At 54.0% G+C, this 12,284-nt stretch carries 10 protein-coding genes and 1 riboswitch; of the genes, 5 read left to right on the top strand and 5 right to left on the bottom strand.

The features are described from left to right. The first annotated feature begins 2 nt into the window (after positions 1-2). The 3 genes from tolC (at position 3) to RTM06_RS00460 (ending at position 3,463) form a co-directional block, all read left to right on the top strand. Positions 3-1,475 (top strand): outer membrane channel protein TolC, encoded by a 1,473-nt coding sequence (gene tolC, locus RTM06_RS00470; protein ID WP_312179115.1) that lies wholly within the window; start codon positions 3-5, stop codon positions 1,473-1,475. A gap of 141 nt (positions 1,476-1,616) precedes the next feature. Beyond that, positions 1,617-2,291 carry a DUF1190 family protein gene (locus RTM06_RS00465; protein ID WP_312179113.1) on the top strand — a complete coding sequence of 225 codons (675 nt, stop codon included), beginning with the start codon at positions 1,617-1,619 and terminating at the stop codon, positions 2,289-2,291. An 8-nt stretch (positions 2,292-2,299) separates the two neighbouring features. After that, positions 2,300-3,463, top strand: coding sequence for a glutathionylspermidine synthase family protein (locus RTM06_RS00460; RefSeq protein WP_312179111.1), 1,164 nt, complete (start codon positions 2,300-2,302; stop codon positions 3,461-3,463). A 38-nt stretch (positions 3,464-3,501) separates the two neighbouring features. Here the strand turns inward: RTM06_RS00460 and ygiD are convergent, their stop codons facing one another. After that, the gene (gene ygiD, locus RTM06_RS00455; RefSeq protein ID WP_312179109.1) at positions 3,502-4,287 is read right to left on the bottom strand and encodes a 4,5-DOPA dioxygenase extradiol; all 786 of its coding nucleotides are present in this window, start codon (positions 4,285-4,287) and stop codon (positions 3,502-3,504) included. 274 nt (positions 4,288-4,561) lie between these two features. On the opposite strand from ygiD, the gene RTM06_RS00450 reads away from it, so the two are divergent. Next, positions 4,562-4,945 carry a cell wall hydrolase gene (locus RTM06_RS00450; RefSeq protein ID WP_008103414.1) on the top strand — a complete coding sequence of 128 codons (384 nt, stop codon included), beginning with the start codon at positions 4,562-4,564 and terminating at the stop codon, positions 4,943-4,945. A gap of 57 nt (positions 4,946-5,002) precedes the next feature. Here the strand turns inward: RTM06_RS00450 and ribB are convergent, their stop codons facing one another. Next, on the bottom strand, positions 5,003-5,659 hold the full coding sequence (gene ribB, locus RTM06_RS00445; RefSeq protein WP_265298881.1) for a 3,4-dihydroxy-2-butanone-4-phosphate synthase: 657 nt from the start codon (positions 5,657-5,659) through the stop codon (positions 5,003-5,005). A 105-nt stretch (positions 5,660-5,764) separates the two neighbouring features. Next, positions 5,765-5,914, bottom strand: a riboswitch (FMN riboswitch). Between the two features lie 171 nt (positions 5,915-6,085). Between ribB and ubiK the strand changes: the two genes are divergently transcribed. After that, positions 6,086-6,391 (top strand): ubiquinone biosynthesis accessory factor UbiK, encoded by a 306-nt coding sequence (ubiK, locus tag RTM06_RS00440; RefSeq protein WP_110867312.1) that lies wholly within the window; start codon positions 6,086-6,088, stop codon positions 6,389-6,391. 37 nt (positions 6,392-6,428) lie between these two features. Here ubiK and hldE read toward each other — a convergent pair whose 3' ends face one another. The 3 genes from hldE to RTM06_RS00425 are packed head-to-tail and all read right to left on the bottom strand — an operon-like array spanning position 6,429 to position 12,107. After that, a complete protein-coding gene (hldE, locus tag RTM06_RS00435) occupies positions 6,429-7,853 on the bottom strand; it encodes a bifunctional D-glycero-beta-D-manno-heptose-7-phosphate kinase/D-glycero-beta-D-manno-heptose 1-phosphate adenylyltransferase HldE (RefSeq protein ID WP_256697472.1) in 1,425 nt (474 codons plus the stop codon). Between the two features lie 59 nt (positions 7,854-7,912). Continuing rightward, positions 7,913-10,771, bottom strand: coding sequence for a bifunctional [glutamate--ammonia ligase]-adenylyl-L-tyrosine phosphorylase/[glutamate--ammonia-ligase] adenylyltransferase (gene glnE, locus RTM06_RS00430; protein ID WP_312179101.1), 2,859 nt, complete (start codon positions 10,769-10,771; stop codon positions 7,913-7,915). Between the two features lie 25 nt (positions 10,772-10,796). Then, entirely contained in the window at positions 10,797-12,107 is a 1,311-nt protein-coding gene (locus RTM06_RS00425) for an inorganic triphosphatase (RefSeq protein WP_312179099.1), read from the bottom strand. Positions 12,108-12,284 lie beyond the last annotated feature (177 nt).

Raw genomic sequence — 12,284 nt, 5'->3', positions numbered from 1 at the left:
AAATGAAAAAACTGCTCCCACTTTTTATTGGACTGAGCCTGGGCGGATTCAGCCTTGCCAGCCAGGCAGAAAACCTGTTGCAGGTCTATCAGCAGGCGCGCCTTAGCAACCCCGATCTGCGCTCTTCTGCGGCTAATCGCGACGCAGCATTTGAGAAAATCAATGAAGCGCGTAGTCCTTTATTGCCGCAGTTAGGCTTGGGCGCAGATTATACTTATAACAACGGCTACCGTGACAGCAGCGGACTTCATTCCAACACGACCAGCGCCTCTCTGCAATTAACTCAAACTATTTTCGACATGTCGAAATGGCGTGCGCTGTCGCTGCAGGAAAAACAAGCCGGTATTCAGGACGTCACTTATCAGGTTGCACAGCAAGATTTGATTTTGAATAGTGCAACTGCCTATTTCAACGTGTTGAAGGCGATCGATACGCTTTCTTACACCGAAGCACAGAAACAGTCGATTTACCGCGAATTAGATCAAACCACTCAGCGCTTCAACGTAGGTTTGGTTGCAATCACTGACGTGCAGAACGCCCGCGCACAGTATGACACCGTACTGGCCAACGAAGTGACCGCACGTAACAATCTTGATAACGCCGTGGAATCGCTGCGTCAGATTACCGGCATGGATTATCTGTCGCTGGCTTCTCTGAATATCGATCGTTTCAAAACTGCGCGTCCAGATGCCGTTGCCAGCCTGTTGAAAGAAGCAGAGAGCCGCAACCTGACCTTGCTGTCTGCGCGTCTGAGCCAGGATCTGGCACGTGAGCAGATTCGTTCAGCTGAAACCGGCCACATGCCAACGCTGGATTTGACCGCGTCAACGGGTATGTCGAACAGCAAATATGGCGGCAGCCGCGCTAATCAGAGCGCCGGCAGCACCGACTCGATCACCGGTTCTAACCAGGTTGGCCTGAGCTTCACCATGCCGCTGTATAGCGGCGGTTCGGTGACTTCACAGGTGAAACAAGCGCAGTACAACTATGTCGCGGCCAGCGAACAGCTGGAAGGCGCGCATCGTAGCGCAGTTCAGACGGTGCGTTCTTCATTCAATAACGTGAATGCTTCTATCAGCAGCATCGATGCTTACAAGCAGGCTGTGGTGTCTGCACAAAGTTCACTGGATGCGATGGAAGCCGGTTATCAGGTTGGTACGCGTACCATCGTTGATGTGCTGGATGCGACCACCACGCTGTTCAACGCTAAACAGCAGCTTTCTGATGCGCGTTATAGCTATCTGATTAACCAGCTGAATATCAAATATGCGCTGGGTACGCTGAACGAGCAGGATCTGCAGCAGCTGAACAGCACATTGGGCAAAGAGATCACCACGACACCAGAAGTGGTGGCGCCGGAAAATAACCAGCAGGCCGCGCGTGTGGATAACGGTCCGAAAGCGTCATCGCCTTCAGCCCCCGCACAAGCCCGTCCAGCTGCCGCACGCAGTAGCGGAAATCCATTCGGTAATTAATTCCCCAAGGGGCCGCATGCGGCCCCTTTCGCATTCAATCGTATAGCTACGTAAAGATGCTTTCCCCATCTGGCTCCGTGCTTCATTTTCCACCGCTCATCCCCTATCCTTTACCGCACCTTTGGGCACAGGATGAAAATAATGAAACGGACGAAAAATATTCGCCATGCCGCTTTTCGTAAAAGCTGGCAGGCACGCCACTTAACGCCAGTCGCCTTTGCCGTTAGCGCAGTGTTTATGCTGGCAGGCTGCGAGCAGAGTGATGAGAGGGTGTCGCTATATCAAAACGCAGATGATTGCGCCAAAGCCAATCCAGGCCAGAGCGCGCAATGTACCACTGCGTATAACAACGCACAGAAAGAAGCGGAACGTACCGCGCCGAAATACGCCACGCGCGAAGATTGTGTGGCTGAGTTTGGTGAGAATCAGTGCCAGCAAACGCCTGCACAAGCGGGCGTGGGCACCACCGCTAATAATGCCGAAGCGCAGCAAAGCGGGAGCTTCTGGATGCCATTGATGGCCGGTTACATGATGGGACGTATGATGAGCGGCGGCGCAGGCTTTGCCCAGCAGCCACTGTTCTCGCCAAAAAATCCGAACAGCCCGGCAAACGGAAAATTTGTCGACGCGTCGGGTAAAAACTACGGCAATGCGACATCAGGCCGTACCATCAACGTGCCGAAAACAGCAATGGCGCCGAAACCCGCTACCACTTCCACCATCACGCGTGGCGGCTTTGGTGACAGCGTGGCAAAACAAAACACCATGCAGCGCAGCAGTGCCTCTGGCACCGGCAGCCGCTCGCTGGGAGGCTAAGTCGCAGCATGCAACGTATTGCAATCCCTGAACGTCCAGACTGGCGTGAAAAAGCAGCTGAGTATGGTTTCCAGTTTCACACCATGTATGGTGAACCTTACTGGTGTGAAGATGCGTACTACCAATTCACGCTAGCGCAGGTTGAACAGCTGGAAGATACCACCGCCGAGCTGCACCAGATGTGTTTGCAAGCGGTGGAGAAAGTGGTGAGCAGTGACGAGCTGCTCACCCGATTCTGCATTCCTAAGCACACCTGGGATTTTGTGCGCGATTCCTGGAAGTTGCGCCAGCCGTCGCTCTATTCTCGCCTCGATCTGGCATGGGATGGCAAAGGTGACGCCAAGCTGCTGGAAAACAACGCCGACACGCCAACCTCGCTGTATGAAGCCGCCTTCTTTCAGTGGATTTGGCTGGAAGACCAGGTCAAAGCGGGCAACCTGCCGCAGGGCAGCGACCAGTTCAACAGCCTGCAAGAGAAGCTGATCGAGCGCTTCGCCACGCTGCATCAGCAGTTCGGGTTCAACTGGCTGCACTTCTCCTGCTGTCGTGATACCGAAGAAGATCGCGCCACGGTGCAATATTTGCAGGACTGCGCCACCGAAGCCGGATTGCCGAGCGAGTTTCTCTATATCGATGAGATTGGATTGGGTGAAAGAGGCCAGTTTACCGATGTAAACGATCAGGTCATCAGCAATCTGTTCAAGCTCTATCCGTGGGAATTCATGCTGCGCGAAGTGTTCTCCACCAAGCTGGCAGACGCGGGCGTGCGCTGGCTGGAGCCGGCATGGAAAAGCATCATCTCCAATAAAGCGCTGTTACCGCTGCTATGGGAAATGTTCCCCAATCATCCCAATTTGCTGCCCGCCTATTTTGCCGATGATAAGAACGCGCCGCAGATGGATAAATACGTGGTGAAACCGCTGTTTTCACGTGAAGGTGCCAATATTCGCATCATTGAGAACGGTCAGGAGATCGCGCGTGCGGACGGCCCGTATGGCGAGGAAGGCATGATTATCCAGCAGTTCTATCAGTTGCCGAAATTTGGTGACAGCTACACGTTGATCGGTAGCTGGCTGATTGACGATCAACCTGCCGGTATTGGCATACGTGAAGATCGTGCATTGATCACTCAGGATCTGTCGCGCTTCTATCCTCATACCTTTATTGAGTAAACGCTGCGCCGCCCGCAATCTTCGGGCGGCCACGCGAATTAACCAATCTGCACCGACATCATGCTGATCGCGCCCATCTCCATACCTTCTACGGGAATAGAGATCGCTTCATCAGCAGCACGCGCACCAAGAATATAGAGCAGCGGTAAATAGTGTTCCGGCGTAGGGTTTGCAAGCTGTGCATCCGGATGCTGCATAAAGTTCACCAATGGGTGATCCGCCGCTTCGCCCTGGAAATCCAGATTCTCACGTACAAACTGATCAAAGCTCTCCGCCCAGGGATACGCGGTTTCCGCACCCTGCCAGCGCAGCATACGCAGATTGTGCACTACGTTACCGCTGGCCACGATCATCACACCTTCATCTCGCAATAACGCCAGCTTTTGCCCCAATGCGTAGTGCCATTCGGCTGGTTTAGTAGCGTCGATACTCAATTGCACAACCGGAATGTCGGCTTCGGGATACATTTTTGCCAGCACGCCCCAGGAACCATGATCAAAACCCCACTCCTGATCGGCATGAACGGCGACCGGTGCAAGTAAATCAATCACTTGCTGGGCCAGCTCTGGCGATCCCGGCGCGGGATAACGCACATCAAACAGCGCCTTCGGGAAGCCGCCGAAATCATGGATGGTGCGCGGATTACTCATTGCCGTCACTGCCGTGCCGCGTGTATACCAGTGCGCCGAAACCGCGAGAATCGCGCGTGGACGCGGCAATGTTGCGCCCAACTGCTGCCAGGTTTGGGTATATCGATTTTCTTCCAGTACGTTCATGGGGCTGCCGTGGCCAAGGAACAGCGCAGGCATGCGTGTAGTGTTCATGGTTAATCCTCTGACGAAGTGTCGCTTTGTTAACCGTCACGATACGCGCTTTCGCGGGGGGATTAACGCTGATAAGTATGATGATCTCTGTCAGGGAATTTGAATGATAATTAGTGGGACATGCGAGACAAGATAGGTCTCAATATTGCAAACAATACTTTTAAATATCAGTAATATATTGCGCATATAAGACCGAGCGAGACCAGTCTTGTTACATCCAATGAATCGGCTTCTTACACTCCACTCGTTTTTGGAAATATGAGCATTGGAATGTATGTTAATTCAGGGAGCAATATTGTGCCTGGCGATGAATATCTACCATGAAGCACGTGGCGAACCGATTAAAGGACAAATAGCTGTGGGCACGGTGACCATGAACCGGGCGAATTGGGATGTCAAAGAGATCTGTCCTGTGGTGTACGCACCTAAGCAGTTCTCCTGGACGTCTCTCAAAAAGAATCCTTATCGTTATCCACCTAAGGAAGATAAAAGCTGGCAGCGCGCCAGAGAGTTGGCCAAAAAGATTGTTGAAGGTGAATTACAGGACGTGACCAAAGGTGCAACCTTTTTTCATGCGCACCACGTTAAACCCGCCTGGCGCCATGCCTTTGAACGTACCGTGGTGATTGGTAATCATGTGTTTTATGCCAATCGCTAAAACAAAAAAAGAGGCCGAATAGATCACTATCCGGCCTCTTTTCGTGTATCAATTCAGTTAGCTGGCGTGACGCGTCTCACGTTGACGGCGATACGCCACCAGATCTTCAATGGTGACAACCGGCATATCGTGTTGCTTAGCAAACACGATCGCTTCAGGCGCATGCGCCATGCTGCCATCATCATTGGTCAATTCGCACAGTACGCCCGCAGGTTTAAATCCTGCCAGCGTCACCAGATCGATAGTCGCTTCGGTATGTCCACCACGAGACAGAACGCCGCCTTCACGCGCGCGCAGCGGGAAGACATGGCCCGGACGGTTAAGGTCTGACGGCTTGGCGCCATCAGCGATTGCAGCGCGAATGGTAGTAATTCGATCGGTAGCAGAAACGCCGGTGGTAACACCGCTTGCGGCTTCAATCGTCACTGTAAAACCGGTGCCATAAGCGCTGGTGTTGGTTTCCACCATCATTGGTAGCTCAAGCTGCTGACGGCGTTCTTCGGTGATGCAAAGACAGACAATACCGCTGCCGTGACGGATGGTTAATGCCATCTGTTCAACGGTCATGGTTTCTGCCGGGAAGATCATGTCACCTTCGTTTTCACGATTTTCATCGTCGAGCACCATTACACCGCGGCCGTTGCGCAGCGCATCAATGGCGCGCTCTACACGCTGTTCAGGCGTGCCAAATTCAGAAAGAAGCGTCTGATTCATGGTAAAAAAACCTTATAAAATATGAGTTACCAGAACCAGGGCGTGCTTAGGAGTGCGTACAAAACACATGGCAAAAACGTGACGCGGGCAAAGCCCGGCTGATGTCGTTACCCTCTCCCATCCGGACTCTAACCGTCGGCTCCGGAATTACACCGGATCTGCTGACCTTTCACATTGCTGTCAAAGCGCTCGCGGGCTTTCAGCTACAGCTGATTTACCGCCGGTGGGGAATTTCGCCCCGCCCTGAGAATAAGCGAACAAACTATAACGCCAATCATCTGGACGGGCAATCGACAAAAGTGCAAATGCTTTTGCATTTCCTGCGTTGCGGATTTCAGGTTTAACCTTTTCGTTTCAGGTATTACACTTAATAGCTATTGAGTCCGAACACGCGCAGCTATCGGCCACCGTAACCAGGAAATAATCATGATCGACACGAAAAAAATTGAACAACTGGCTCGCCAGGTACATGAAGCTATGCCGAAAGGGATTCGCGATTTTGGCGATGATGTCGAAAAGAAAATCCGTCAGGTATTACAGGCGCAGTTGACGCGCATGGACCTGGTTAACCGTGAAGAGTTTGATGTGCAGACGCAGGTTCTGCTGCGTACGCGTGAGAAATTGGCTGCGCTGGAACAGCGCCTGGCGAAGTTAGAAAGTGAAAGTCCAGCGGCACCCGCGCCGGCGATCGTCACGCCAGATCCCGCTGGGAAAATTGATACCCCGCAGTAAGCTCATTGGCGGGAGCATAACTCCCGCCGATTCACACTTAATGACTGCGAATAGTTTTGATGATGTTGCTGGTTGAGATGCCATCTTCGAAGTTAAGCACACGCACGTCACCGCCGTTCGCCCACACTTCTTTGCTTCCCGCGATATCTTCCGGCTTGTAGTCGCCGCCTTTTACCAGCAGATCCGGCAGTACGCCAGCAATCAGACGCTGTGGCGTATCCTCTTCAAACAGTACAACCCAATCCACCGCTTCCAGCGCACCCAAGACAATCATGCGATTTTCTTGCGGATTGACCGGACGTGTTTCGCCTTTCAGACGCTTAGTCGAGGCATCACTGTTAACGGCCACAATCAGGCGATCGCCCAGCTTGCGCGCGTTCGCCAGATAAGAAACATGACCAGCGTGCAGGATGTCAAACACGCCATTGGTCATCACCACTTTCTCACCGCGCTGACGCGCCAGCGCAACAGCGGCTTTCAGCTCCGCTTCGGTCATCACACCAAATCCCGTTTCAGGACGGGCGTGAATGGCATTTTCCAGCTCAACCGTGCTGACAGTAGAAGTACCCAGCTTGCCAACGACGACGCCGGCAGCAGCATTGGCAAGGAAACAGGCTTCTTCCAGGCTGTCACCCGCCGCCAGCACCGCAGCCAGCACGCCAATTACCGTATCGCCTGCGCCGGTTACGTCATACACTTCCTGCGCCTGTGTAGGTAGATGTAGCGGTTCTTTGCCCGGTTGCAGCAGCGTCATACCGTTCTCTGAACGGGTGACCAGCAGCGCGGAGAGCTCATAATCAGCGATTAACTGCATGCCACGGCTGACAATCTCGTCCACAGTTTTGCATTTACCCACCACCGCTTCGAATTCAGACAGATTCGGCGTTAGCAGTGTAGCACCGCGATAACGTTCAAAATCAGTACCTTTGGGATCAATCAGCACCGGCACATTAGCTTCACGCGCCAGTTGAATCATGGTCTGTACGCTGTTCAGCGCGCCTTTAGCGTAATCAGACAGCACCAGCGCACCCGCTTGCGTCAGCGATTGGCGCATACGATCGTGAATCGGCTGCGGATCAATCTGCTCAAAACCCTCTTCGAAATCGAGGCGAATCAGCTGCTGATTGCGCGACAGCACGCGCAACTTAGTGATGGTTGGATGGCTTTGCACTGCCACAAAATCACAGTCGACATTAACCTTCTGCAGGGTTTCACTCAGCACGCGCGCGGCATCATCAGCGCCCGTCAAGCCAATCAGCCGTGATGCTGCACCGAGCGCAGCAATGTTCATAGCGACGTTTGCCGCGCCGCCTGGACGCTCTTCAATAGTATCCACTTTCACCACCGGCACTGGCGCTTCCGGGGAAATACGGCTGGTTGGGCCATACCAATAGCGATCTAACATCACATCGCCGACGACCAGCACAGTGGCCTTGCCAAAAGTGGGCAGTGTTACTTTCATTCAGAGACTCCAACACGGTCAAAATAATGCGCGGGATATTACCACATAAGCCATCAGGCTCACTGTTCCGCGCTGTCAGATTCGGTGCCGCTTAACCAACGCTGCCAACTGTTGTTGACCACCGCGCGCTCAGCGACAAAGGCTTCAGCTGCCACATGGCCCGGCAATTCCTGCAGCGCCAGATGGTGCAGCGCATCACGTAACGTGACGTAAGCATGCGTTAAAGCCTGCGCCTCTTCATCCGGCATAATGCCGTGACGCGCCATTAACTCGAAAATGCGGACGTTATCCGACCAACGCGTCAACGCTGGCTGATGGGCCGCGTAGCCTAAGACAAGATATTGCGCGATGAATTCAATATCGGTGATACCGCCCTCATCGGTCTTAATTTCCCAGCGACCTTTATGTTTATTGCTGAGATGCGCACGCATTTTTTCACGCATTTCGCGCACTTCTTTTTGCAACGTCTCGACTTCACGCGGCAGGCAAAGAATGCCACGCCGAATTTCATCAAAGCGTTCACATAGCGCAGGTTCGCCAAACACAATGCGCGCGCGCACCAGCGCCTGATGCTCCCAGGTCCACGCCTCGCTGCGCTGGTATTCGTTAAAGGCAGCAAAAGTACTGACCAGCATGCCCGCCGCGCCAGAAGGACGCAGCCGCGCATCCACTTCATACAAAATGCCGGACGACGTGCGCGTGCTAAACAGATGCATCACACGCTGCGCGAGGCGTAAATAGAACTGACGACCATCAATGACGCGCTCGCCATCGGTTTCCGCATCATCCGGACAATCATGCAGGAACACCAAATCAAGATCAGAGCTATAACCCAGCTCCCAACCACCGAGCTTGCCGTAACCGACAACCGCAAAACCGCGCTCGTTGTCGCTGGTGAGATGCGATGGGCGACCATAGCGCTGCACCATCATCTGCCAGGCTTGCTGTACCACCGATTCGATAATCGCTTCTGCCAGCCAGGTTAAGTGATCGCTCACTTTCATCACGGGCAGCGTTTCAGCAATATCGGCAGCAGCGATGCGCAGATGCTGCGCCTGTTTAAACTGGCGCAATGCTTCCAATTGCTGCTCTTCATCATCGGTGGGAATACGCAGCAGATACTGGCGCAATTCGTCGCGGTAAGCGTCGGTCGCGGTGGGTTGATACAGCGTTGCGGGATCGAGCAGCTCATCCAGCAGTAGCGGATAGCGCGCCAGCTGGCTGGCAACCATCGGTGATGCGGCACAAAGACGAATCAGATGACGCAGCGCGCCATGATATTCGGTGAGCAATTCCAGATAAGTGCTGCGCGTCAGCACGCCCAGCAACAGCGGTGTCAGACGGTTCAGCAGCACATCGGCATCTTCGCGCTGACAGACTTCACTGAGCAGACGCGGCATCAACTGATCAAGCGCCAGACGACCGCGCGGACCAATGGTGCGGCGGCTCACATCCTGGCGGAAGTTGTTCAACGCGTTGTAAAGCGCGTGACGCAGCGCATCGTCCAGCTGCGGCACAACCGGGATGAGATCGCTCTCTTCAAGTGCGTCCTGCCACAAACCAGCAAATTCGGCCAACTGCGGCTGATCGTCGACATCCGGCGCATCGTCGCCAATCAGCTCGTCAAAGATGGCGCGCACACCGGCCATTTGCAGCTCCAGCTGCGCCATCAGAACGCTCCAGTCTGCCGCGCCCATCGCCCAGGCTAAGCGCTGGCGGTCGAGTTCGTTCTCTGGCAGCGTTTGCGTCTGCTCATCATTAATACTTTGCAGCAGGTTTTCCAGCCGACGCAGGAACAGATAGGCTTCACGCAGATGCTCGATCTGTTTTTGACTTAACAAAGCCAGCTCGCCAATGGCTTCAAGCGTAGGGAGTAAGGAACGCAGTTGTAGTGAGCGCTCACGTCCACCGCGAATCAGCTGGAAGACCTGCACAATGAATTCTGTTTCACGAATGCCGCCGGCACCGAGCTTGATGTTGTCTTTCAAGCCGCGTCGACGCACTTCGCGCGCGATCATGCCCTTCATGTTACGCAGCGATTGAATCACGCTGAAATCGATATAGCGTCGATAGACGAATGGCCGCAGCATTTGCTGCAATTCCTGGCTCCAGTGACCGTGATCGTCGCCCATCAGGCGGGCTTTGACCATCGCATAGCGTTCCCAGTCGCGGCCCTGCTCCTGATAATAATCCTCCAGTGCCGCAAAGCTCAGCACCAGCGGACCGCTATCACCGAACGGGCGCAGACGCATATCCACGCGATAGACAAACCCATCCACCGTTGGCTGATCGAGCACTTTGATCAGCCGCTGCCCCATGCGCGTGAAGAATTGCGCATTGTCGATCTCACGTCGCCCACCTTGCGTAACGCCGTTTTCCGGCCAGGCAAAAATCAGATCGATATCAGAAGAGAAATTGAGTTCACAGCCGCCGAGTTTACCCATACCAAGAATCAACATCGGCTGAGCTTCACCGGCTTCATTGCATGGCGTACCGAAGTCGCGGCTGCAATCCTGCCAAACCCAGTCGCGTGCGGCAGCGATGAGAATTTCCGCCAGCGTACTGAGCTGCTGCAAACTTTGTTCGGTAGTGGCGTGTTGCAGCGCCTGCATCCAGGCGATGCGCACCAGCATGTGACGACGGAACAAACGCAGTTCGCGCATCAGGGAGGTTTCGTTATCAACGGCTTGCAGCACATCCTTCAGCCAGTTGGCATAGTGCTGCCACTCATCTGGCGTAGGCGCTTGCTGTTGCAGATGCTGCCACCATTCGGGATGCTGCTGCAGGTTATCGAGGATAAAGTCACTAAAAGTCAGCGCGCCCGCCTGTTCTGGCGTAAACGCTGAAGGTGGCAAATTAAGTCGCTCTGCCACATTAGCCAACTGCGCCTGCATTAGCGCCGGTAACGGTAACAACATCGTCTCTCCCTGATTGGATTTTTCGTTAGCGTTTGATTCCGCTATTAAGCCAGAACGGCGCTGGTTTAATCGCAAGATTCACCAGTTGCATTAAGCCGTGATTCTGTTTGACGCGAATGGCGTGCTGTAACTCCAGCCAGCCTTCCAGCCAAACATTCACCTCTTCCACCGGATAAGCACCCGCCAGCAGGTTCACCGCCAGCAGCTGGCGATTCAGGCGCGTCGCTTTATCCTGAAACTCATTGAACAGCTGTACGTCAACGAAGGTTTCACGGAGATCGGCTGAGATGCGGCTCAGCATAATATCGCTGAAGCGCTTGAACGATCCCTGCAGCTTACTTTTGCTCTTGTCGTCGAGCCAGTTTTGCCACTGCGACTCCACCAGCCAGTGAGTAAGCGCTAACTGGGCTTCAACGGAGGTCAACGAGAAACACGTGGCTTCTGCATTATTCTCTTCATCGGCCAGTAACTCTTCCTGACGGGTCAATTTCTGGCGCAGATCGCTGCTAGCCTTGCGAGGCACCAACGCGCCAAACAGTGAGAACGCCTGACGCAGCGTCTCCAGCGCATCAATCACCGCCGCTTTGGCCTCTTTATTACCACGCAGCCACACTTCTTCATGATATTGCCAATGATTCAGTGCCGCCGTCATCGCGTTGATCATGCCCTGCTCAACCGATGCCTTCGCGGCGATTTTCTGCAACGGCAAGGTACGGATTGGACGCGGTAAATTACCCTGCGCCAGCTGGTAACCGCGCGCGGCTTTGCTCAGGCTGCCGAGACGCAAGCCGCCCATCGCAATCAACGCTTCAGCGAATTTCAGCATGTCATCGCGCTGCCCACTTTTGAGCTCCAGCTCAACTTCATAAAGCGGTTCGCTAAATTCACCGGCAGCGACTTCGCCGCGGTCAAACGCCACTTCAATTTCACTGTCGCCAAATTGCACCAGCCAGGCTTCGCGCTGGAAATGGGTGCTGAACAGCGGCTGCAGGCGCGATTGCAGTGCGGCGATATCGGTGTCCTGCGGCCAGATCTCAGCCGGCAGGCGCGCGATATCCAGCTGCGGCTCGGCGAGATCAACATTATATTCAGGACGCTGATGCAAGCCGCCAACCGTTTTACCGGCGGCTTTCAGTGTCATTTCATAGCGTTGGTCAACGCCACGAATGCGCAGGCCCATGTCCCAACGACGCAATTGGTTGTCGTCGGTTTCATAATAGATATTGGTCAGCTCGCGCGCGGCGAAGTGCTGATGTGGCCACGCGGCAAGCTTTTCAGCCAGTTTTTCGGCGGCTTGCGGTGTAGCAATGAACTTTAATTCGATTTCGATGGTCATAATTTTTTATTCAATACGCTGCTGGCACTTACGAGTTTAATCTGGCGAAGAGTAATGCACCGGAAGCCCGCTGTCTCCGCTTTCTTGTACTTTTACGGCCCTTTTCGCACCGGATTGAGACCAGGATAGTTCTCATTCAGATTTTTGAGAAGCGTCTCCAGACTGTGCCGGTAATTT

Origin of the sequence: Pantoea sp. CTOTU46764, assembly GCF_031974595.1 — a bacterium.
GTDB classification, from domain to species: domain Bacteria; phylum Pseudomonadota; class Gammaproteobacteria; order Enterobacterales; family Enterobacteriaceae; genus Pantoea; species Pantoea trifolii.
The sequence above is the reverse complement of the archived record's forward strand: the minus strand, read 5'-3'. Positions and strand labels throughout refer to the sequence as shown.

What these genes read in the sequence shown, in the direction of transcription:
- tolC (WP_312179115.1), top strand. Translation starts at nt 3, where the DNA reads ATGAAAAAACTGCTCCCACTTTTTATTGGACTGAGCCTGGGCGGATTC.
- RTM06_RS00465 (WP_312179113.1), top strand. Translation starts at nt 1,617, where the DNA reads ATGAAACGGACGAAAAATATTCGCCATGCCGCTTTTCGTAAAAGCTGG.
- RTM06_RS00460 (WP_312179111.1), top strand. Translation starts at nt 2,300, where the DNA reads ATGCAACGTATTGCAATCCCTGAACGTCCAGACTGGCGTGAAAAAGCA.
- ygiD (WP_312179109.1), bottom strand. Translation starts at nt 4,287, where the DNA reads ATGAACACTACACGCATGCCTGCGCTGTTCCTTGGCCACGGCAGCCCC.
- RTM06_RS00450 (WP_008103414.1), top strand. Translation starts at nt 4,562, where the DNA reads ATGTTAATTCAGGGAGCAATATTGTGCCTGGCGATGAATATCTACCAT.
- ribB (WP_265298881.1), bottom strand. Translation starts at nt 5,659, where the DNA reads ATGAATCAGACGCTTCTTTCTGAATTTGGCACGCCTGAACAGCGTGTA.
- ubiK (WP_110867312.1), top strand. Translation starts at nt 6,086, where the DNA reads ATGATCGACACGAAAAAAATTGAACAACTGGCTCGCCAGGTACATGAA.
- hldE (WP_256697472.1), bottom strand. Translation starts at nt 7,853, where the DNA reads ATGAAAGTAACACTGCCCACTTTTGGCAAGGCCACTGTGCTGGTCGTC.
- glnE (WP_312179101.1), bottom strand. Translation starts at nt 10,771, where the DNA reads ATGTTGTTACCGTTACCGGCGCTAATGCAGGCGCAGTTGGCTAATGTG.
- RTM06_RS00425 (WP_312179099.1), bottom strand. Translation starts at nt 12,107, where the DNA reads ATGACCATCGAAATCGAATTAAAGTTCATTGCTACACCGCAAGCCGCC.